This window comes from Kitasatospora xanthocidica (assembly GCF_014656195.1).
Classification (GTDB): domain Bacteria; phylum Actinomycetota; class Actinomycetes; order Streptomycetales; family Streptomycetaceae; genus Kitasatospora; species Kitasatospora xanthocidica.
In genome coordinates this window covers 189756-210510 of the sequence record NZ_BNBY01000013.1, presented here as the reverse complement: position 1 = coordinate 210510, position 20755 = coordinate 189756, and the positions used below count along the sequence as shown (strand labels likewise).

Here is a 20755-nt window from a genome sequence, read left to right as displayed (position 1 = left end):
CACCGATGGACTCGGTGACCGGCGCCCCGGCCGTCCGGGCGTCCGGTTCATCCGGTACGTCCGGTACGGCCGGCGGGCCCGGTCAGCGCTTGCGGAGCCAGTCGGCGAAGGCCTCCAGGGCCGGGGCCGGATCGCGGCGGGCCAGCCCCAGGCGGAAGCGGTCGGTCGGGGTGGGCGTCAGCTCGGAGCGGAAGATGCTGGCGGGCAGCAGCAGGACGCCCGCCTGTTCGACCAGCGCGGTGCAGAAGTCCTCCACGCCGTCCGCCCCGAGGTACCGCGGGAAGGCGACGCAACCGCCGTCGGGGGCGCGCCACTCGAAGAGGTCGGCGAACTCGGCGAAGAAGGCGTCGAACAGCGGCAGGTTCTCCGCGATGATGCCGCGGTTGCGCTCCAGGATCCGCTCGCGGGCGGTGATCGCGATCCGGGCCAGCACCTCGCTCGGCGCCGAGTTGCAGATCGTGGTGTAGTGCTTGGCCCGCTCCAGGCGGGAGCGCAACTCCCGGTCCCGGCAGGCGATCCAGCCGATCCGCAGGCCGGGCAGGCCGAGCGCCTTGGAGGTCACGTTGAGCGAGAGGGCGCGCTCGGAGAGGTCGGCGGCCTGCGGCAGGGTGCGGGCCGGGTCGCGTTCCAGGCCGCGGTAGACCTCGTCCGAGAAGAGCCGGATGCCGCGCTCGTCGCAGATTTCGGCGAGCCGGGCGAGATCGGCGGCGGGGATCACCGCGCCGGTCGGGTTGTTGGGGAAGTTGACCGACAGCACTTTGGTGTCGGGGCGCAGCGCCGCCTCCACCGCGTCCAGGTCGAGCGCCCAGTCCCGCCGCTCGTCCAGGGCGACGCCGGTGACCTCGCACAGGGCGAGCGGAATGGTCTCGGCGGACTGGTAGCCGGGGGTCACCACCACCGCGTGGTCGTCCGGTTCGAGCAGCACCCGCATGGCGAGGTTGATGCCCTCCTGGGCGCCCCCGAAGCAGATCACGTCGTCCGCGTCGACCCGCTCGTACATCCCGGCGATCGCCCGGCGCAGCCCGGGATCGCCGAAGGTCTCGGTGTAGCCGAGGCTGAGGGACTCCCAGGCCTCGCGGTCCTCGGGGCCGGCCAGGGCGAGCAGTTCGGGCAGCGTCATGGTCTGGGCGTCGGAGGCGGTGAGGTGGTGGCGGGCGGTGAACTCCCAGCGCGAGAGGTGGGTTTCCAGCCGGAAGTCGGGGAGCTGGGGCATGGGGGGCTGTTCCTTCCTGGGGGCTCAGCAGCTCAAGGGCTCAGCGGCTCACGGGCGCAGGGGCGCAGGGGCGCAGAGGTGCGAGGGCGCGGAGCTCACGGGCCGGCCGGGTGCTTGAGCTCGGCGAGCAGGCTGTAGGCGGTCGAGCGGGAGATCCGCAGCGCGGTGGCGACGACGGGGACGGCGCGGCGGACGGCGAACACCCCGGCCTCGTCGAGTTCGCGCAGCACGGCCAGCCGGTCCTCGCGGGTGAAGCGCTCCAGCGGGCGGCCCTGCGCGCGGACGCGGCCGCCGATCACGTCGTTCATCCGCTCCGTCCAGTCTCGTTCGAAGAGCGGTTCGGGGCGCGGTGAGGAGGGGGCGGCGAAGCCGGCCAGCAGCGCGGCGGCCTGTTCCAGCGGACCGCGGTCGAGGTTGACGCAGAGCACGGCCGAGGGCTGTCCGGCGTCGTCGCGCAGCACGGCGCTGACGGAGGAGAGCCGGCGGCCGTCGGGCAGCGCCTTCTCGTACGGGCCGTAGACGTCGGGGGCGGAGGGGTCGACCTCGTCGAGTTCGCCGAGCATCGACGGGTCCCCGGGGGCGCGGGGGGTCATCGGGTTCCAGATGGCGAGCACCCGGTCGGTGGCGGTGTCGTGCAGCACCACCTCGGCGTACGGGCCGAGCAGCAGGGCGACCGCGCGGCAGACCGGGGAGAAGGTCCGGACGCGCGGGTCGGGGTTGTCGGCAGGCATGCTCGGACTGTACGTCCGGTCCGGACGTTTCGTCCAGGGCTTCCGACGGCGGAGGCCCCGCCGGAACGTTCCGGCGGGGCCTCGGCGGCGTCGCGCCCGGGGGTGTCCGGGCGGGCGGCGCTACGTGCAGGTGATCGACAGTCCGAGGACCGAGGAGCAGCTGCGGGTGTCCTTGCTGGTCCCGGGCGACGGGTCGACGGGCGTGCCGGCGGTGCGGGCCACGGTGATGTCCCAGCTGCGGACCAGCGAGAACAGGCCCACGCTGACCGTGAAGTGCCGGGTGGTGCTCGCCCCCTTGGCCAGCGGGGCGGCGAGCGCGCAGGTGAGCTTCCCGGCGGCGACCGCGCAGTCGCTGGAGGTCGTGGTCAGCCCGCTGGGCAGGGCGGCGGCGACCGTGGCGGTGGTGATCGGGTCGGGGCCCTGGTTGGTGAGGGTGACCGTGTAGTCGACCCGGCTGGCGAGCAGCTTGGTCACCGGGGTCGCGGTGAGTGCGACGGCCAGGTGCGCGCTGGGCGCCGTGTAGGTGAAGCGGTCGGCGGCGACGGCCGCGCTGGTGCCGCCCGGGGTGGTGACCTGGACGTCCACCGGCCCGGTCACGGTGGTGGCCGGTGCGGTCGCCGTGCAGCTGGTCCTGGTGCAGCTGAACGAGGTGGCGGCGCCGGCCGCGCCGAAGGTGACGGCGGTGGCGCCGTTCAGGTCGGTGCCGGTGACGGTCACCGTGGTGCCGCCGACCCCGGAGCCGCTGTTCGGGGTGACCGCGGTCACGGCCGGGACGGGCAGCGGGAAGTGCAGCACCTGGACGGCGCCGACGGTGAAGTCGGCGAGGTAGCCGTGCCGCCCGTCGGCGGTCAGCGCCAGGGTGTACGGGCTCGCGCCCACCGGGGCGGTCGCGGTGACGGTCCGGCTCGCGGTGTCCACCACGCTCAGCGTGTTGTCGGCGTAATTCGACACGTACGCGGCCGTGCCGTCCGGGGCGACGGTGACGGCGTACGGGCCGGAGCCGACCGCGACGGTGCCGAGCAGCGTGTTCGCCGCGGTGTCGATCACGGCGGCGGTGCCGTCGTCGCCGTCGGCCACCCAGAGGTTGCCGCCGTCCGGGCTGAGCGCGAGGCCGAAGGCGCCGTGACCGACGGGAACGGTGGCGTTCACCGTGCTGCCCACGGTGTCGACGACGTTCACCGCCTTGTCGGCGGAGGCCGCGACGTAGAGCCGCTTGCCGTCCGCGGAGACGGCCAGCCCGTGCGGCTCGGCGCCGACCGGGACGGTGGCGGTCACCGCGTTGGCGGAGGTGTCCAGCACGCTCACGGTGTTGGCGGCGGCGTTGCTCACGTAGGCGCGGGTGCCGTCCGGCGACAGGACCAGGCCCCAGGGCTGGGCGCCGACCGGCACGGTCGCGGTGACGGTGCCCGTCGCGGTGTCCACCACGCTGACCGTGTTGTCCAGGTGGTGCGTCAGGTAGGCGCGGTGTCCGTCGGGCGAGAGGGCGACGGCGTAGGAGCCGGTCCCGGCGGTGAAGCTTCCGGTCACGGTGTTGCTCGCGGTGTCCAGCACGCTGACCGTGCCGCTGCTCTGGCTGGTCACGTAGGCGTGGGCGCCGTCCGGGGTGAGGGCGACGCCCGCCGGGTAGGGCGCCACCGCCACCTGGGCGGCGACGGTCGGCGGGGGCGCGGCGGCCTGGGCGGACACGGGCTGGGACAGCAGTGCGGCCGTGGCCGCTGCTATCGCGGTCACGGCCGTCACGGTCCGACGGGGTGCTCGGCGCGTTCTCAAGGTCTCTCCAGGAGGATCGGCAGTGAAGATCGGCGGTAGGGGCTCTGGGCCGCACGAAGCGTAGAAGCCGCCCTGACCACCCGTCAGGGAGTGACCACTAATGTCGCCAACTGTTCAGATTCGACCGGTTCGCTTCGACGCCTCCGGGATCGAGCCGGTCGGGATCGTGCAGAAAATTGGAGTTGTGGAGTCGTATTCGCTAGCGTTTCGAACGTGAGGCTGACCAAGAGCACCGACATCGCCCTCCGCATCGCCATGCGGCTGGCGGTCCTCGGCGAGGGCGACAACCCGACCACCCGCGAGGTGGCCGAGTCGGTCGGCGTGCCGTACACCCACGCCGCGAAGGTGGTCAGCCGGCTGCAGCACCTGGGGGTGGTGGAGGCCCGGCGCGGTCGCGGCGGCGGGCTGATGCTCACCTTCGCCGGGCGCACCGGTTCGCTCGGACTGCTGCTGCGGGAGCTCGAAGGCGTCGGCGACGTGGTCGGCTGCGAGGACGACCCGCCGTGCCCGCTGCGGGCCGCGTGCCGGCTGCGCGGGGCGCTGCGCACCGCCCAGGAGGCGTTCTTCGCCTCGCTCGACGGGCTCTGCGTCGACGACCTGGTGGCCGCCCCCACCGGACCGGTGCTGCTCGGCCTCACCGCGCGGCCCATCGACTGATCCCGATCCACTGATCGACCAATTCACCCGCCCAGGGCCGCAGGCCGCGCTTGAATACGAATCTCAGATGCCAGTTAGGAGCCAGACTGATGCTGTCCGCGAAGTCCGCCGAGGTCATCGAGGCCACCCTGCCCGTCGTGGGCGCCGCCATCGGCGACATCACCCCGCGCTTCTACGACCGGCTGTTCGCCGCCCACCCGGAGCTGCTGCGCGACCTCTTCAACCGGGGCAACCAGGCCAACGGCACCCAGCGCCAGGCGCTGGCCGGCTCGATAGCCGCCTTCGCCTCCGCGCTGCTCGCCCACCCCGACCAGCGGCCGGACGCGATGCTCGCGCGGATCGCCCACAAGCACGTCTCGGTCGGCATCGCCGACGACCAGTACAAGACCGTCCAGGAACACCTGTTCGCCGCCATCGTCGAGGTGCTCGGCGAGGCCGTCACCCCCGAGGTCGCCGCCGCCTGGGACGAGGTCTACTGGCTGATGGCCAACGCGCTGATCGCCGTCGAGGGCCGGCTGCGCGCCGAGGCCGCCGCGGGCGGCGACCCGGCCGACCTGTGGCGCCCCTACACCGTGATCACCCGTCACCAGGAGACCGGGACCGTCACCAGCTACCTGGTCCGCCCGGCCGACGGCCGGCCCGTGCCCGCCGCGCGCCCCGGCCAGTACGTCTCCGTGCGCACCGAACTGCCCGACGGCGCCCGGCAGATCCGCCAGTACAGCCTCTCCGGCCGCGCCGACGGCGCCCTGCGCTTCACCGTCAAGCGCGAGACCGGCGGCGAGGTCTCCGGCCACCTGCACGACCACCTGCGGACCGGCGACACCGTCGAGCTCTCCGCCCCGATGGGCGACATCGTCCTGGCCGACGGCGACGGCCCCGTCCTGCTCGTCTCCGCCGGCATCGGCAACACCCCGATGACCGCGATGCTCGACCACCTCGCCGCCAACGGCTCCACCCGCCGGATCGTCTCCGTGCACGGCGACCGCGACCAGCTCGGCCACGCCTTCCGCGCCGACCTGGAGCGGCTGACCGCCGAGCTGCCCGACGCCACCGCCCACGTCTTCTACGAGCACCCGCTCGGCGACTGGCCGGCCGGGCGCACCGGGCTGGTGGACCTCGCCTCCGTCGAGGTCCCGGCCGGCACCACGGCCTACCTCTGCGGCCCGCTGCCCTTCCTGCGCGCCGTCCGCGAGCAGCTGCTGGCCGCGGGCGTCCCGGCCGCGGACATCCACTACGAGGTCTTCGGCCCCGACCTGTGGCTCGGCGCCTGAACCCCGGCGCCCGGGGCTGACTCCGGCCCCGGTAGGTCGAGTTCCCGGCACGGCACCGGCACCGGCACCGGCTCGCTCGTGGTCGTGACGGGCGGGCCGCTGCCGCGGCACGGCAGCGAGCTCGACCGGGCCTTGGGCTCGACCGGGCGGCGGATGCGCACGGGCCGCGCGCCCCGGGGCTCAGGCCTGCCTGAGCTCCAGGGTGCAGCACTTGGCCCCGCCACCGCCCTTCAGCAGCTCGGAGACGTCCACCGGGATCGGCTCGTAGCCGTGCTCGGCGAGCCGGCCGGCCAGGTTCTTGGCCGTCTCCGGCAGCAGCACCCGCCGGCCGTCGGAGACCGCGTTCAGCCCGAACACCTCGGCGTCGGCGCGGTCGGCGAGGATCGCGTCCGGGTAGAGCGAGCGCAGCAGGGCGCGGCTGTCGGCGTCGAAGGCCTCCGGGTAGTACATGACGTGGTCGTCGGCGAGGACGGCCAGCGCGGTGTCCAGGTGGTAGAAGCGCGGGTCGACCAGGTTCAGGCTGACCACCGGGACGCCGAACAGCTCGCCCGTCTCGGCGTGCGCGGCGCGCGAGCTGCGGAAGCCCGTCCCGGCGAGCACCCGGCGGCCCACCACCAGGTGGTCGCCCTCGCCCTCGTTGACGTGGCCGGCCCGGCGGACCTCGCGGTAGCCGCGTTCGCGGAACCAGGCCTGGTAGGCGTCCGACTCGGCGGCGCGCTCCGGGTAGCGGAAGGTCGCCACCAGTGCCCGGCCGTCCAGCACGGTCGCACCGTTGGCGGCGTAGACCATGTCGGGCAGGCCGGGCAGCGGGTCGATCAGCTCGACGGTGTGGCCGAGGCGGCGGTACGTCCGGTGGAGCCGCTCCCACTGGCGCAGCGCGAGCGCGGTGTCGGTGGGCTGGGACGGGTCCATCCACGGGTTGATGGCGTAGTCCACGGTGAAGTGCGTCGGCCGGCACATCAGGTAGTGCCGTGGCCGGGCGGTGCGCACCGGGGTTTGCGTGGGCATGGCTCAACCGTCCTTGGGATCGCGGGGAGTCCGGGTTCCGGCGTGCGGAACGCCGCTCTGTCGCAGAGGCGGCTGCCCCGGCGGCACCGTTCGCACACCCGCGCGGGCGCTCCCGGTGGACGCACGCCCCCGCGCACCCGGCGCGAGCCCCGGCGCACGGGCTCTCCGGCCGTGGCTACCGGTAACCGGCCGTCGGCTGGCGGCACTTGGCCCTCGACCACCCGCCCTTGGCAGTCGGCTCTTGGCCGCCGGCTACCAGCGGACCGCCGTGAAGTCCACCGGCGCCGACCGCAGGGTCCGGCAGCGTTCGGCGAGCGAGCGCAGCCGCCGCTCCGCCTCCTCGACGGGCATCCGGCGCCGGTCCCCGTGGCCGGGCAGCAGCCACTCGAAGCGGAGCGCGCCCAGGCTGCGCCCCAACGAGGCGGCCTGCTCCTCGATCGAGAACCAGGTGATGGCCTCGTGCACCTCCACGTCCCCGGTGGTCCGGGACCAGTAGAGGCTGTCCCCGCTGAAGCAGTACCGCTGGTCGGCGACGAACAGCACGCTGCCCCGGGTGTGGCCGGGAAAGGGGTGCGCGACCAGGCCGGGGGCGATCTCCACCGGCTCGGTGCCGCGCAGCACCCGGTCGGCGTCGGGGGCGGCGTCGAGGTCGCCCTCGTGGATCCAGAGCCGGGCGCCGAGCCGGTCGGCGTACTCCCGGCCGTGCCTGGCGTGGTCGCGGTGGGTGAGCAGGACGTCGGTGACCGGGCCGAGGGCGGCGTAGCGCGCGGCGAGGGGCTCGCTGTAGCGGGGCGTGTCGATCATCACCCAGCCGGTCGGGCGGCGGCAGAGGTAGGAGTTGGCGCCCGCGGTCAGCCGGGAGTTGTGGCCGAGCAGCAGCACGTCCTGGTCGAGCGCCAGCGGGAAGGGGTCGCCCGCCGGGTCGAGCGGGCCGGTGCCGGGGCGGATGGAGCGGGTCGGGCAGGCGTGCGCGGCGGCCCGCAGCTGTGCGCGCTCGGCCTCGTCACGCGGCTGGCGGACCAGTTCGGAGCGGCCGGCGTGCTCGCGGACCAGGTCGGGCGCGAGCTGACGGGCGACGTCGCAGTTGGTGCAGCGGTCGTCGATGGACCAGTTCTCGGGCACGGCGGAGCTCGGGTTCACGGCCATGGCTGTCTTCCCCCAGAAGGACGGCGGCCGGGGCGGCCGCTCCCTCCGAGCATCGGCCGGACGGGCCCGAAAGCGGAAGGGGGTACGGATCTTGTGCTTTCCCGGGCACGGCGCTCTGGGCCGCGCGGAGGGACCGAGGAGGGTACGTGGTCCATCTCACGTGCCACCAGGGTCACCTACGGTGGCGTAGGTCACTTGATTGGGTGAACTATCTCTTTCATGCCGCACCTCCAGGAGACCCTTGACCTCAGTTCGTACGTCGCCCTCGGGGACAGCTTCACCGAAGGCCTGAACGACCCCGGTGCCGACGGCCGGTTCGCCGGGTGGGCCGACCGCCTGGCCGGGCTGCTCGCCGACGGGCGTCCGCCGGGCGCGTTCCGCTACGCCAACCTCGCGGTGCGCGGCCGGCTGCTGGACCAGATCGCGGCCGAGCAGGTGCCGGAGGTCCAACGGCTCCAGCCCGACCTGGTCACCTTCTGCGCCGGCGGCAACGACATCCTCCGGCCGGGCGCCGACCCGGACGAGGTGGCCGAACGCTTCGAGGCCGCCGTCGTCCGACTCACCGAATCCGCCGGGACGGTGCTGATCTGCACCGGTTTCGACACCCGCGACGTGCCGCTGCTCAAGCACCTGCGCGGCAAGATCGCGACCTACAACGGCCACATGCGGGCCGTCGCCGACCGCAACGGCTGCAAGGTGGCCGACCTGTGGTCGCTGCGCGCGGTGCAGGACCGCCGGGCCTGGAGCGAGGACCGCCTCCACCTGTCCCCCGAGGGCCACCAGCGGGTCGCCCTGCTGGCCGCCCGCTCGCTGGGCCTGGCCACCGAGCAGGACCCGGAGGCGCCCTGGCCGGACACCCCCGTCCTCACCCCCGCCGACCAGCGGCGCGAGAACATCCAGTGGGCCCGCGAGTACCTGATCCCCTGGGTCGGACGGCGCCTGCGCGGCGAGTCCTCGGGCGACCACGTCGACCCCAAGCGGCCCGACCTGATGCCTCTCTGACGCTCCGTCAGACCATGCCGGGTGCTGCGGCGCGGACCCCCCGCAGCACCCGGTGCACCAGCGCGCCGAACACGGCGCCGACCAGGTACCAGAACAGGTCCGGCGGATTGAAGGTCGAGCCCAGGACGAGCCGGGCGAGCGTACTGCGGCGGCCCCACGCGTCCGGCAGTCCGGTGAGCTGGAACAGCTCCACGGCCCAGCTCAGTGCGGCGGCCGTCACGGCGGCGCGCGCCGGGCGCACCCGTGGCACGACCAGCACCACCAGGGCGTACACCAGGACGGTGTAGAGCGCGTCCCCCGCGTATTTGGCCACGTCCCCGCCCGCCACCGCCCGCACACCCAGCCCGGCCACCACCGTCACCACCGCCGCCGACGCTGCCACCAGGCGCGCACGCACCGTCCCCCGAAGATCATCCACGCCCCCACGCTACCCGCCCCCCAAGGGCACCCCGACCGGCCCCCGCCGGCGCCACGCACGTGCACCCCTCGGCACCTCGCCACCACCGAACCCGCGCGAACCACACCCGCCCCGCCGGAACCACCGCACCGCCCCGGACGCCCCCGCCGCACGACCACACCCGCGCGCCCTACCCACCCCCACGCCCCCTCAGCACCGCGCCACCGCCGCCCACGCGCGCCCCACCACCGAACCCGCACGAACCACACCCGCCCCGCCGGAACCACCGCCCCGCCCCGGACGTCACTCCCCCCGATGAACCATCCGCGCAGGTCGCGGGCGGGTGAGGACCGGAAGGGACGGGCGGGGCGCGGTGGCGCGGATGACCGAGGCAGTGGACGGGGCGGAGCCGAAGGTGGCGGAGGCCCGGGGCGGGACGGCCGTCGTGCCGCAGCGGAGTGCGGGCGGGGCGGGCGGCCCGGCGGAGCGGGCCCGGCGCGGCTTCGCGGTGGCCGGGTTCGCGTCGGCGCAGGACGGGCGGAACCGGGAGCGAGGCAAGGAGTTGCGGCTGCGGGTACCCCGCGAGCGGCACGCGGAGTTCGCCGCCGCCCCCGGGCGGCCGACGGCCGTGGAGGCGCTGGAGGCCTCGAACGCGGGCCGGATAGCCGAGTTGGTGCCGATCCGGGTGGGGCGGATGGCCGCCACCCCGTTCGCGTTCCTGCGCGGCTCGGCCGGGCTGATGGCCGCCGACCTCGCGGGCACGCCGGTGACCGGGGTCGGCGCGCAGCTGTGCGGCGACGCGCACGCCGCGAACTTCGGCCTGTACGGCGACGCGCGCGGCCAACTCGTCCTGGACATCAACGACTTCGACGAGACCGTGCACGGCCCCTGGGAGTGGGACCTGAAGCGGCTCGCCGCGAGCCTGGTGCTCGCGGGCCGGGAGACCGGTGCGAGCGAGACCACCGCGCGGGAGGCCGCCGAGCACGTGGCCGGCTCGTACCGCCGGACCATGCGCACGCTCGCCAAGCTGCCCGCGCTGGACTCCTGGAACGCCGTCGCCGACGAGCAGTTGGTGTCCTTCGCCGAGGCGCACGACCTGGCGGACGTGCTGCGCAAGGTCGGCGCCAAGGCGCTCGGCAACACCAGCGCGAAGTTCGCGGCCCGCAGCACCGACCGTACGGCGGACGGCGGTTGGCGTTTCGCCGCCGCTCCGCCGGTGCTCACCGAGGTGTCCGACGCGACCGCCCGGGCAGTGGCGCACTCGCTGGGCGCGTACGTGGAGACGGTGCCGGCCGAGGTCCGCACGCTGCTGTCCCGCTACCGGGTGCAGGACGTGGCGTTCCGGGTGGTGGGGACGGGCAGCGTGGGCACCCGCTCGTACGTGGTGCTGCTCACCGACCACCGGGACCAGCCGCTGGTGCTGCAGGTGAAGGAGGCCCGCCCGTCCGTGCTGCTGCCGTACCTGCCGCAGGCCGAGCAGGCGGCGGGGACGGCGGAAACGGCGCGGGACGACCACGAGGGCCGCCGGGTCGTCCTCGGCCAGAAGCACATGCAGGTGGTCAGCGACACCCTGCTGGGCTGGACGACGGTCGACGGACTGCCGTACCAGGTGCGGCAGTTCCGCAACCGCAAGGGGAGCGTCGATCCGGCCGCGCTGCAGCCTTCGCAGCTGGACGACTACGCGCGGATCACCGGCGCCCTGCTGGCCCGGGCGCACGCGCACACCGCCGACCCGGGCCTGCTGGCCGGGTACTGCGGCAAGGGCGAGGCGCTGGACGAAGCGATCGGCGCCTTCGCCGTCGCCTACGCGGACCGCACCGAGGCCGACCACGCCGATCTGCTGACGGCCGTGCGCAGCGGGCGGCTGCCCGCCGAGCACGGCGTCTGACCGTCGGCGCGAGTCGGCACGCGCCGGCGGACGTCAGAGGGACAGGAACGGCGCCACCACGGCGACGTACTCCTCGGGCCGGGCACCGTGCACCAGGTGCCCGGCCTCGACGGTGACGAGCCGGCAGTCCGGGATCAGCCGGGCGAGTTCGGCGATCCGCTCCTGCGGGACGTAGCTGGCCGGGCCGCCGGCGACCGCCAGGGTGCGCGCGGTGATCGAGGCGAGCCCGTCCCGCCAGGCCGGGTCGGGGTCGTCCAGCTGCGCCTTGACGGCCCTGACCATCGCCCAGTCGAAATGCACGCCTTCGTCGGGGTCGTCCGGCACCGCGCTCGCCGGGCGCGGGTACAGCGCGGGGATCTCCTCCAGGACCAGGCGGTCGATCCGCTCGGGCGCGGCCTGGGCGAGGAGGTACGCGACGGCGCCGCCCAGGGAGTGGCCGATCAGGTCGACGCGGTCCAGCCCGAGCGCGTCGAGGAAGGCCAGCACGTCGTCCCGCATCGCCGGCAGGCCGTACGCCCCCGGGCGGCCGCTGTCGCCGTGGCCGCGCAGGTCGAGCGCGTACACCCGGTGGCCGGGGGCGAGCCCGGGCAGCACCACGTCCCAGTCGGAGGCGCGCTCGCCGAGGGCGTGCAGCAGCACCAGCGGCGGGCCGTCGGCGGGCCCGCTCACACGGTAGGCGAGCGTCACCTCGGGCAGGTCCACGGTCCGTACGTCGATCATGACGACCACCGTACGGGCCGGGGCCCGCTAGCGGGCCGCTGTTCGCCCTCGGCCGAGCGCGGCCGACTGCTCCCCCGGCCGGTCACCGTGCTGCTCCTCGGGCCGGTGCCCCGGCCGGTCCTCGGGCCGCTCCTCGGACTGCTCCCGCGCGGTGGCGCGGCCCGCGAACACCGAGGCCAGGGCGGCGAGGCCGGCCACCGCTGCGCAGACCGTGCTCGCGGCGAGGTAGGCGGAGCGGTGCCCGCCGCCGCCGGCCGTCTCCCGCAGGTAGACCCCGGACAGCGCCGAGACCGCGACGGCCGCCGCGATCCGCTGCGCCATCTGCAGGATCGCCCCGCTCACCCCGGCCGCCTCGGCGGGGGCGTGGCGCAGCACGAAGGCCTGGTTGGTGGAGCCCATCAGGCCGATCGCGGCGCCGCCGAGGAGCTGCAGGAACGCGAGCAGCCAGGGCAGGGCGGCGGCGGATGCCGCGTGGGCGATCAGCCCGCCGGCGAGCATGGTGAGGGCGGAGCCGGTCATGGCGACGGTGACGGTGCGTCGGCCGAAGCGCTGGACGACCCGCCAGGCGAGCGCGGAGGCGACGCCCATGGCGACCGCTGAGGGCAGCGCGACCAGTGCGGCGCCCATCGGCGACAGCCCGAGGCCGTCCTGGAGGAACATGGCGAGGACGAGCGAGGCGGCCAGCGAGGAGCCGAACTGGGCCATCGCGGTGGCCGTGCCGAGCGCGTACGGCGCGGAGCGGGTGAGCGCGGGGTGGATCAGCGGGTGGCCGCCGGTGCGGGCGTACCTGCGCTGCCACCGGACGAGCGCGCCGAGCAGGAACAGGGCGGCGGCCGCGAAGGCCAGCCAGCCGGTCCAGCCGGGCGGCTGCACGAAGGGCAGCATCAGGACGAGGGTGAGCGCGCCGACCAGGAGGAGGCCGAGCAGGTCGAGATCGGCGTGCCTTGTGCTGGGGCGGGGCTTGGGCAGGTGGCGGGCGGCGAGGACGACGGTGGCCAGGCCGAACGGGACGTTGAGCAGGAAGGTCAGCCGCCAGCCGTGCTCGGGGCCCGCCGCCGCGAGCACCGCGCCGCCGATCGGCGGGCCGAGGGCGAACGCGAGTCCGCCGGTCACGGCGTACATGCCGAGGGCGCGGGTCCGCAGCTGGCCGTCGAACACGTCCTGGAGGGTGCCGATCATCTGGGAGTTGACCAGGCCGGCGCCCGCACCCTGGACCAGCCGGGCGGCGATCAGCACCCCGGGGTCGGTGGCCGTCGCGGAGACCAGGCTGACCAGGGTGAACAGGGCGAGGCCGGAGACGAAGAACCACTTGCGGCCCTTGACGTCACCGAGCCGCCCGCCGGGGATCAGTGCAAGGCCGAAGGCCAGGGAGTACCCGGCGACGATCCACTGCAGGTCGGCGGGCCGGGCGTGCAGGGTCTCGCGCAGGGCGGGGATGGAGGTGTTGAGCACGGACTGGTCGAGCAGCGTGGTGAAGCCGCCCGCGACGCAGACCAGCAGGACGCGGCGCCCGGCCGCGTCGAAGCGTTCCTTCGCGACCGGGGCCGCTATCGGGCCGGCGGACGCGCTCACGGCTCGACCACCACCAGCGCGTACCGGGCGTCGCCGGGGCCCAGGCTGCGGAACCGGCTGGTCCCGGCCACGTAGCGCAGGCAGTCGCCGGGGGCGAGCGACTGCGCCTCGCCGTCCGTGGTGAGCTCCAACCGGCCCTCGAACAGCCAGAGGTGGTGCTCCCGGCCGGGCACGCAGGCGCGGTCGTACGCGATGTCGGCGCCGGCGGGCAGCCGCCCCTCGATCACCTCCGCCCGCAGCGAGCCGTGCGGCGGCGAGACCGACCGGCGCACGAACCCGGTGGTCCCGTCCCGCCACACCTGCTGGTCCCCGGCCCGCACGAGTCGCGCCGGGCCGGCCTCCACCTCGGCGAGCAGCCGCGACATCGTCCGCCCGTACACCGCGCACAGCCGCCCGAGCAGCGCCGCGGTCGGGCTGACCTCGGCCCGCTCCACCCGTGACAGCGTCGACCGGCTGACGTCCGCCAGCCGCGCCAACTCCTCCAAGGTCCAGCCGCGTTCGAGCCTCAGCTCGGCGAGCCGCTGTGCCAGCCGTTCGTCGGCGGCCGTGTCGATTCCCATATTCGCGATGCTATCCCGAATATGAGATCCACTCTCCCGGATTCCCGTCTCCCGGATTCCCGGCGGCGCCGGGGAACCGCCCGGCGGCCCCGATGAACACGGTCGAGGCCGGACACGGCCGCCCCCGCCGGGGAACCGGCCTCCGGCTCGCGGGCCTCCTGGCCATCGGGGGTCGGCCTTTGACGAGGGGTCGGCCCAGGTGTGCTGCGGATCATATGATGTGCGGCGAATCGTGGCCGGTCAGCGGCCCGAAAGGCGAGGGGGACGATCGTGTTCGGCATCATCAGACCGTGCAGGCACCGGCTGTCCGAACGGCTGCAGACCTCCTGGATGGCCCACCTGTGCGGGCTCTGCCTCGCGCTGCGCGACGACCACGGCCAGCTCGCCCGGACCGCCACCAACTACGACGGCCTGATCATCTCCGTCCTGGTCGAGGCCCAGGCCGCCCGGGAGGACTCCTCCTGGCGCCGCACCGCCGGTCCCTGCCCGCTGCGCGGCATGCGGACCGCCTCCGTCGCCAAGGGCGAGGGCGCCCGGCTCGCCGCCGCCGTCTCGCTCGCCCTCGCCTCGGTGAAGATCCGCGACCACGTCGACGACCGCGACGGCGTGTTCGCCCGCCGTCCGGTCGCCGCCGGGGCCCGGGCGGTCACCCGGCGCTGGGACCGGCAGAGCGCCGGCACCGCCTCCACCGTCGGCTTCGACACCGCCGTCCTGCTCGACGCGGCCTCCCGGCAGGGCGAGCTGGAGCGCACGCTGCGCCCCGGCGGATCCGTCCTGCTGGTCACCGAACCCACCGAGACCGCCACCTCGGCCGCCTTCGCGCACACCGCCGTGATCGCCGGCCGCCCCGGCAACGCCGCCCCGCTCGCCGAGGCCGGGCGGCTGTTCGGCCGGCTCGCCCACCTCCTCGACGCCGCCGAGGACCAGAGCGCCGACGCCGCCTCCGGCGCCTGGAACCCGCTCACCGCCACCGGCACCGACCGCGCCGAGGCCGAACGGCTCTGCCGCGACGCCGTCCACGGCATCCGGCTCGCACTGGGCGAGGTCGAGCTGGCCGACCGGGCCCTGGTCCACGTCCTGCTGGCGCACGAGACCGAGCGCGCCGTCGACCGGGTCTTCGGGGCCCGGCACGCGGCGAGCTGCCGCACCGGGCACGGCGCCGCGGGCGAGCACCCTCACCAGGCACCGCCCCACCAGGCCCCGCCCGGTCAGGACCCCGGGGCGCCCGTCCCGCCGTGGATGCCGCAGGGCCCCGGCTTCACCCCGCCCGGCCAGAAGCCGCCGCGCCCCCGCAACCTGCTCGCCGGCTGCGCGGTGTGGGCCCTGATGGCCTGCACGTGCCAGCTGCTCTGCTGCGACCACAACGACCCGTTCAGCCGCGAGCCCCGCAAGGGCTTCTGCGAGCGGCACGACTGCTGCGACTGCCCGGACTGCTGTGACTGCTGCAACTGCTGCGACGGGTGCGGCGACTGCTGCAGCTGCTGTGACGGGTGCGACGGCTGCGATTGCGGATGCGACTGCTGAACCTCCGTCAGTCGGCGGCCACGGCGCCCACCGTCCCCTCCTGATCGACCGGAACCGGCCCGGGGTGCCCCCGCAGCACCCCGGGCCGCTCCACGTCCGGGTACTCCCGCGCCTCGCCGCGCCGCCACAGCGGAACCACCGCCACCGGGCGCCACTCGACGAGCTCAGGCATCGCGCCCCGCCGCCTCCCGGTCCGCCACCAGCGAGTGCTCCAGCTTCGCCAGCAACTGCCGGAACCGCTCGGCGTCCTGCTCCGTCATCCGCCCCTCGGGCACTGCCCCCGGCCGCTCGGCCGCTCTCTCGTCCATGTGTCCGACCCTAGGCGGTCGCGATCAATGGCCGATAAACGTTCCCTGGAGCCGGAATCGAGCGCCCACGACGGGCGACGGCGGGGGCGGGCGTGCTCAGCCCTCCGGGAAGAGGCCCTCCAGGACGGCCGCGACGCCGTCCTCGTCGTTGCTGGCGATGACGTGGTCCACGCTGGCGAGGACCTCGGGGTGGGCGTTGGCGACGCCGTAGGAGGTGCCGGCCCAGGCCATCATCGGCAGGTCGTTGGGCATGTCGCCGAAGGCGATCGCCCGCTCCCGGGGGATTCCGTACCGCTGCGCCAGCTCGCCGAGCGCGGCGGCCTTGCTCACGCCCCGGGCGACGGCCTCGACCAGCCGCACCCCGTTGGAGTGCGTGACGGTGACCAGCTCGCCGATCGCCGGGCGCACCAGCTCCAGCAGGTCGTCGGCGGAGAGTTCCGGGTGGCGGCCGAGCAGCTTGGGGGCCGGGCGGGCGAACAGGACGGCGTCGTCCAGGCGTCGCACGGTGGTGTCGGCGTCCCAGTCGCCCGCCTCGTAGTGGGCGTCGCCGGCCAGTTCCTGGGCGTACTCGACGGCCAGTCCGATGCCGGGGGCGACCTCGCGCAGCAGCCGGGCGGTCTCGCCGAGCACGTCGACCGGGATCGGGCGCTCGGCGACCACGGTGCGGGTGCGCATGTCGTAGGCGAAGGCGCCGTTGGAGCAGATCGCCACGCCCCGGTGCCCGAAGGCGGCGGCTATCTCTCCCATCAGGCGCGGGGGGCGGCCGGTGACCAGGACGACGTGTCCGCCGGCCCGTTCGACCCGGGCGAGGGCGGCGACGGTGCGGGCGGAGACGGTGCGGTCGCCGCGCACGATCGTCCCGTCGAGGTCGGTGGCCACCAGGCGCGGTGGTCGTAGCGGGGTGACGGTGGCCAGGGTGCCGGGTGTGGTCATGGGTCGGGGCTCCGTGCTGGTCGGGGTCGGTGGAGTCCTCCGGGTGCGGGGCGCGCCTCGCTCGGGCGCCCGTGCCGCGGTGTGCGCGGACGGAGGGGCGCGGGGCTCGCGTGCGGCGACCCGGCGCGGCGGTGCAGGGAGCTCGCGGTCCGGGCCCGGCGGTGGCCGGGGCCGACGGCCGCCAGACGGCAGGACCGTACCACCGGCACGACCGGTTCGGCGACGACCGACCGAGGGGCCGGTTCGGCCGTCCGCCGGCCCGGCGGGCCCTTTGGGCGGGCGTGCGTGCCCCCGGCCGTCGCCCGCCCCGGGAGGGAGACCGCCGAGGGCTAACCCGCCAGCGCGGCGTCCAGCAGCAGGCGGGCGGCCTCCTTGGCGTCGGCGGCGGCCGTCGGGTCGCCGTGGAGGGCGGCGGTGGTGATGGCGCCCTCGGCCAGCAGGGTCAGGTGGGCGGCGGTGGCGGGCGGGGCGCCCGCGGCCTCGGCCAGGCCCGCGAGGTAGCCGCCGAACTCCTCCTTGTGGTGCCGCGCGGCGGCCGCGACGACGGGCGTGGTGGCGCCCAGTTCACCGAAGGAGTTGACGAACGCGCAGCCGCGGAAGCCGGGTTCGGCGAACCAGAGGCCGAGCCAGTCGAAGACCGAGAGCAGTTGCTCCCGCGGCGTGCCGCCGGCCCGGGAGACGTGCACCGCGAGGCTCGCCCGCCAGCGGCCGTCGCGGCGCAGCAGGTAGGCCTCGACCAGGTCGTTCTTGGACGGGAAGTGCTGGTAGAGGCGGCGCATCGTCATGCCGGAGGCGGCCCGGACGGCGTCCATGCCGACCGCCTGGATGCCCTGCCCGTAGAACAGCTCCTCGGCCGCGTCGAGGATCCGGGTCCGCGGGTCTTCGTGCTCCATCTGCCGTGCCCTTTGCGCGAGAACGATAGTTCTCCTATCGTAGCCACTGAAGTGAGAACGATCGTTCTCACTGGTGGAATACCCGTTCTCGAGGAGTTCACCCATGGCCGCACAGCACGACGGACAGCGCCCGCCCCTGCCCCCGTTCACCGAGGAGACCGCCCGGCAGAAGGTCCGGGCCGCCGAGGACGCCTGGAACACCCGAGACCCGCGGCGCGTCGCGCTCGCCTACACACCCGACAGCCGCTGGCGCAACCGCTCCGAGTTCCTCACCGGCCGCGAGCGGATCGCCGAGTTCCTCGCCCGCAAGTGGGACCGCGAGCTGGAGTACCGGCTGATCAAGGAGCTCTGGACGCACGACGGCGACCGCATCGCGGTCCGCTTCGCCTACGAGTGGCACGACGAGGCCGGCCGGTGGTTCCGCTCCTACGGCAACGAGAACTGGGAGTTCGCGCCGGACGGCCTGATGGCCCGTCGGCACGCCTCCATCAACGACGTGCCGATCACCGCCGAGGAGCGGCTCTTCCACTGGCCGCTCGGCCGCCGCCCCGACGACCACCCGGGCCTCACCCGGCTCGGCCTCTGACGGCCCGCGCCCCCGAAGGCACCGGACGTCCCGGAGGCCCCTGGAGCCGCCGCCCGCAGGGCCGCTGACGCCGTGCCGAGGAACCGGCCCGCACTGTTCCACGTCTGTGACACGGCACGAACCGGTCATAGACCTGGCGCTGGGACGCTTCCTTCTCGAAGGCGAACAGCACCTGAGGGGGACCCTGGAATGTCCGTGCGCAACAGATTCGGCACCGCCGCCGCGATCGCCCTGATGACCACCGTCGGCGCGGTCCTGCTCTCCGCCTGCGGCCCGGACACCAGCGGCTCCGGGGCCACCGCGGCCCCGACCGGCACCGCCCCCGGCTCGACGGCGGGGACGTCCGCCCCGGGCTCGACGCCGGGGACGTCCGCGCCCGGCGCGCCGTCCCAGCCCGGCACCCCGTCCCAGGCGGGCAGCCCCGCGCCGGGTGGCAAGGAGGTCAACGGCACCTCCGCCGCCAACCACCTCACCATCAGCACCGGCACCCAGACCGTCGCGATCAACGGCGCCACCGTCGACTTCGGCACCGCCGTACGCGACCTCGCGTGGTCCCCCGACGGCAAGAAGGCCGCGTTCGTCAACGGCAACGGCGACCTGGTGACGGCCAACCCGGACGGCACCGGGAAGGTCACCCTGGCCAAGAACCCCGGCGGGGAGACCTGGTCCCACCCCACCTGGCTGCACGCCACCCGGGAGCCCGGCGACACCTCGGGCACCGAGGGGCTCGAACGCTTCAACACGATCGTCTTCGCCGCTACCAAGGGCGGCGTGCTGAAGCTGGAGCGGGTCCCCACCAAGACCCCCGGCGCCACGCCCGAGGAGCTCACCCCGCACAACTCCGAGGGCGGCAACGACAACCTGCCGCAGCCGCCGCAGACCGGCAACACCTGGGCCAACGCGGGCGGTCACCGCGGCGCGATCGCGTACGCCAACACCCCGGCGAACGAGGTGTACATCTACGACGACTACATCCGGCCCGCGGCCCGCGAGCTGGCCAAGGGCTCCCAGCCGGCGCTCTCCCCCGACGGCGAGCACCTCGTCTTCGTCCGCTCGGTGAACGGGCACGACCACCTGTTCACCCGCTCCACGGCGTGGGACCAGAAGACCGAGAAGGACCTCACCCCCTCGGCCACCACCGACTTCACCGAACCCGCCTGGTCCCCGGACGGCAGGACCGTCGCGGCCCGCACCCCGGACGGCATCAGCACCCTGCCCGCGGACGGCTCCGCCGCGCCGACCCAGGTCTCCACCATCAAGGGCCTGCCCGCCTACCGGCCGTAAGCACCACCGGCCGTAAGCACCACCGGCAGTAGGCACCACCGGTCCCGCCTACCGGCCCTGGCCGGGCTTCGCCAACTCGGCGCGCAGCTCGGCCAGGTGCTCGTCGGCCGACTCGTGCGGCAGGAACTCGACCAGGTCGAGGAAGCGGAACAGCACCCGGGTGTCGGTGACGGCGTACTCGTAGTCGCCGAACCCGACCACCGCGCCCAGCCCGCCGCGCGCCGCGCCGCGGACGGCGGCCGAGGTCAGCTCGTCGGCCGGGTCCTCGGCGGTGGCCCGCCGGCGGGCGTTCGGGCGGGCCAGGTAGGGGCAGACCATCGACGCGTAGAGCATGCAGGCGCGGTGCCCGGGGCCCTCCATGGTCGGGGCGAGGTTGCGGTACGGCCGGCCGGCCGCGAGCGCCTCGGCGATCGCCGCGCTCTCGGCGGGCCCGACGACCCGCCACACCGGCCCGCGCGCCATGAACCCGCCGCACACCGAACACCGGCGCCGCAGCGCGCAGTCGGCGCTGCGCCCGTGGTCCGTCAGCGCGAACTGCGGCTCGCCCCCGTGCCACGGCGTGATCGCCGGCACGGGGTACCCCCGCCCGTCCCGGGGCCGCGCCCCCACACCGTCCGGCATCGGCACAAGTTCGAATCGCACGGCCCTATCGATACCAGGGCCGGACCCGCCCGGTCGACCCCGGCCCGGCCACCCGCCGGGGCCGCCCGTGCCGAACTCGCCCTCGACCCGGCCCACCCGACGGCGGTCAGTCCGACCGGCCGTCCTCCGCCGCCTCCTGGGCCAGCATCACCTTCCGCAGCAGGTCCGACAGTGTGCGGCGCTCGTCCTCGGACAGCACTCCCAGCAGCCGGTGCTCCTCCCGTCCGACCACGTCGAGGGCCTGCTGCCATGCGGCGCGCCCGGCGTCCGTGAGCACGATGTCGACCTTGCGGCGGTCCGCCGTGGAGGGTGTGCGCACGATGAAGCCCCGCCGTTCCAGGGCCTCCAGGCGCCCGGTGACGGACGCCGGGGCGAGGTTGAGGTCGGCGCGCAGGTCGGAGGGGGCGGCGTGGCCGCCGCGGCCGGCGAGCTCGTGGAGGGTGTCGAACTCGTGCTTCTGCAGGCCGTAGTCGGCGACGCCCTGTTCGCGGACCCGACGGAAGTGCCGGGTGAGTTTGGACATCCGGGTGACGGCGGCCTCGATGTCCGGGTCGAGGTCGGGCAGCACCGGTTGCCAGCGCTCGACGTGGCCGTCCGTCCAGTCGCGGGGCGGGGTGCGGTGCTGGTGGGGGTGGTCGGCCATGGCAGGA

At 74.9% G+C, this 20755-nt stretch carries 22 protein-coding genes; 7 read left to right on the top strand and 15 right to left on the bottom strand.

All coding sequences use genetic code 11. The features are described from left to right. Positions 1–82: 82 nt before the first annotated feature. The 3 genes from IE332_RS23435 to IE332_RS23425 all read right to left on the bottom strand — a co-directional run bounded on the left by IE332_RS23435 (position 83) and on the right by IE332_RS23425 (position 3675). Complete coding sequence (locus tag IE332_RS23435; RefSeq protein ID WP_189919751.1) at positions 83–1213, bottom strand: aminotransferase class I/II-fold pyridoxal phosphate-dependent enzyme; 1131 nt, start codon at positions 1211–1213, stop codon at positions 83–85. 95 nt (positions 1214–1308) lie between these two features. Then, the gene (locus IE332_RS23430) at positions 1309–1944 is read right to left on the bottom strand and encodes a helix-turn-helix transcriptional regulator (protein WP_189919749.1); all 636 of its coding nucleotides are present in this window, start codon (positions 1942–1944) and stop codon (positions 1309–1311) included. A gap of 120 nt (positions 1945–2064) precedes the next feature. Beyond that, positions 2065–3675: a beta-propeller fold lactonase family protein gene (locus tag IE332_RS23425; RefSeq protein ID WP_189919747.1), complete on the bottom strand. Its 1611-nt coding sequence runs from the start codon at positions 3673–3675 to the stop codon at positions 2065–2067. A 252-nt stretch (positions 3676–3927) separates the two neighbouring features. Between IE332_RS23425 and IE332_RS23420 the strand changes: the two genes are divergently transcribed. Together IE332_RS23420 and IE332_RS23415 are read left to right on the top strand one after the other, a co-directional pair. After that, a complete protein-coding gene (locus tag IE332_RS23420; protein ID WP_189919745.1) occupies positions 3928–4371 on the top strand; it encodes an RrF2 family transcriptional regulator in 444 nt (147 codons plus the stop codon). 89 nt (positions 4372–4460) lie between these two features. After that, positions 4461–5642 (top strand): globin domain-containing protein, encoded by a 1182-nt coding sequence (locus IE332_RS23415; protein WP_189919743.1) that lies wholly within the window; start codon positions 4461–4463, stop codon positions 5640–5642. A 180-nt stretch (positions 5643–5822) separates the two neighbouring features. On the opposite strand, the gene ddaH is transcribed toward IE332_RS23415, so the two are convergent. Both ddaH and IE332_RS23405 read right to left on the bottom strand, forming a co-directional pair. Then, positions 5823–6650 (bottom strand): dimethylargininase, encoded by an 828-nt coding sequence (ddaH, locus tag IE332_RS23410; RefSeq protein ID WP_189919741.1) that lies wholly within the window; start codon positions 6648–6650, stop codon positions 5823–5825. A gap of 252 nt (positions 6651–6902) precedes the next feature. After that, positions 6903–7796: an MBL fold metallo-hydrolase gene (locus IE332_RS23405; protein WP_189919739.1), complete on the bottom strand. Its 894-nt coding sequence runs from the start codon at positions 7794–7796 to the stop codon at positions 6903–6905. 219 nt (positions 7797–8015) lie between these two features. Here IE332_RS23405 and IE332_RS23400 point away from each other — a divergent pair, with 219 nt between their 5' ends. Continuing rightward, complete coding sequence (locus tag IE332_RS23400; protein ID WP_189919737.1) at positions 8016–8798, top strand: SGNH/GDSL hydrolase family protein; 783 nt, start codon at positions 8016–8018, stop codon at positions 8796–8798. A gap of 7 nt (positions 8799–8805) precedes the next feature. On the opposite strand, the gene IE332_RS23395 is transcribed toward IE332_RS23400, so the two are convergent. Next, on the bottom strand, positions 8806–9216 hold the full coding sequence (locus tag IE332_RS23395) for a ribosomal maturation YjgA family protein (protein ID WP_229928847.1): 411 nt from the start codon (positions 9214–9216) through the stop codon (positions 8806–8808). Between the two features lie 361 nt (positions 9217–9577). Here IE332_RS23395 and IE332_RS23390 point away from each other — a divergent pair, with 361 nt between their 5' ends. Then, the gene (locus IE332_RS23390) at positions 9578–11083 is read left to right on the top strand and encodes a DUF2252 domain-containing protein (protein ID WP_189919735.1); all 1506 of its coding nucleotides are present in this window, start codon (positions 9578–9580) and stop codon (positions 11081–11083) included. 33 nt (positions 11084–11116) lie between these two features. On the opposite strand, the gene IE332_RS23385 is transcribed toward IE332_RS23390, so the two are convergent. The 3 genes from IE332_RS23385 to IE332_RS23375 are packed head-to-tail and all read right to left on the bottom strand — an operon-like array spanning position 11117 to position 13935. Then, positions 11117–11803 (bottom strand): alpha/beta fold hydrolase, encoded by a 687-nt coding sequence (locus IE332_RS23385; protein ID WP_189919733.1) that lies wholly within the window; start codon positions 11801–11803, stop codon positions 11117–11119. A gap of 27 nt (positions 11804–11830) precedes the next feature. After that, on the bottom strand, positions 11831–13375 hold the full coding sequence (locus IE332_RS23380; protein ID WP_229928846.1) for an MFS transporter: 1545 nt from the start codon (positions 13373–13375) through the stop codon (positions 11831–11833). Further along, positions 13372–13935 carry a helix-turn-helix domain-containing protein gene (locus IE332_RS23375; RefSeq protein WP_189919731.1) on the bottom strand — a complete coding sequence of 188 codons (564 nt, stop codon included), beginning with the start codon at positions 13933–13935 and terminating at the stop codon, positions 13372–13374. Before IE332_RS23375 ends, IE332_RS23380 begins: the two co-directional genes overlap by 4 nt. A gap of 270 nt (positions 13936–14205) precedes the next feature. Between IE332_RS23375 and IE332_RS23370 the strand changes: the two genes are divergently transcribed. Beyond that, the gene (locus IE332_RS23370) at positions 14206–15459 is read left to right on the top strand and encodes a DUF5685 family protein (RefSeq protein ID WP_189919729.1); all 1254 of its coding nucleotides are present in this window, start codon (positions 14206–14208) and stop codon (positions 15457–15459) included. A gap of 7 nt (positions 15460–15466) precedes the next feature. Here IE332_RS23370 and IE332_RS23365 read toward each other — a convergent pair whose 3' ends face one another. The 4 genes from IE332_RS23365 to IE332_RS23350 form a co-directional block, all read right to left on the bottom strand. Beyond that, a complete protein-coding gene (locus IE332_RS23365; protein WP_189919727.1) occupies positions 15467–15631 on the bottom strand; it encodes a hypothetical protein in 165 nt (54 codons plus the stop codon). After that, positions 15624–15767 carry a hypothetical protein gene (locus IE332_RS23360; RefSeq protein WP_189919725.1) on the bottom strand — a complete coding sequence of 48 codons (144 nt, stop codon included), beginning with the start codon at positions 15765–15767 and terminating at the stop codon, positions 15624–15626. The genes IE332_RS23365 and IE332_RS23360 overlap by 8 nt, the downstream gene beginning before the upstream one ends. A 96-nt stretch (positions 15768–15863) precedes the next feature. Then, on the bottom strand, positions 15864–16700 hold the full coding sequence (locus tag IE332_RS23355) for an HAD family hydrolase (RefSeq protein WP_189919723.1): 837 nt from the start codon (positions 16698–16700) through the stop codon (positions 15864–15866). 329 nt (positions 16701–17029) lie between these two features. Next, a complete protein-coding gene (locus IE332_RS23350; RefSeq protein ID WP_189919720.1) occupies positions 17030–17593 on the bottom strand; it encodes a TetR/AcrR family transcriptional regulator in 564 nt (187 codons plus the stop codon). A gap of 103 nt (positions 17594–17696) precedes the next feature. On the opposite strand from IE332_RS23350, the gene IE332_RS23345 reads away from it, so the two are divergent. Then, entirely contained in the window at positions 17697–18179 is a 483-nt protein-coding gene (locus IE332_RS23345; RefSeq protein WP_189919718.1) for a nuclear transport factor 2 family protein, read from the top strand. A 195-nt stretch (positions 18180–18374) separates the two neighbouring features. Further along, entirely contained in the window at positions 18375–19463 is a 1089-nt protein-coding gene (locus tag IE332_RS23340) for a hypothetical protein (protein ID WP_373313805.1), read from the top strand. A 48-nt stretch (positions 19464–19511) separates the two neighbouring features. Here the strand turns inward: IE332_RS23340 and IE332_RS23335 are convergent, their stop codons facing one another. Both IE332_RS23335 and IE332_RS23330 read right to left on the bottom strand, forming a co-directional pair. After that, the gene (locus IE332_RS23335; protein WP_229928845.1) at positions 19512–20036 is read right to left on the bottom strand and encodes a hypothetical protein; all 525 of its coding nucleotides are present in this window, start codon (positions 20034–20036) and stop codon (positions 19512–19514) included. A gap of 175 nt (positions 20037–20211) precedes the next feature. Next, positions 20212–20748, bottom strand: a complete 537-nt coding sequence (locus IE332_RS23330) for a MarR family winged helix-turn-helix transcriptional regulator (protein WP_189919713.1) — start codon at positions 20746–20748, stop codon at positions 20212–20214. Positions 20749–20755: the final 7 nt, after the last annotated feature.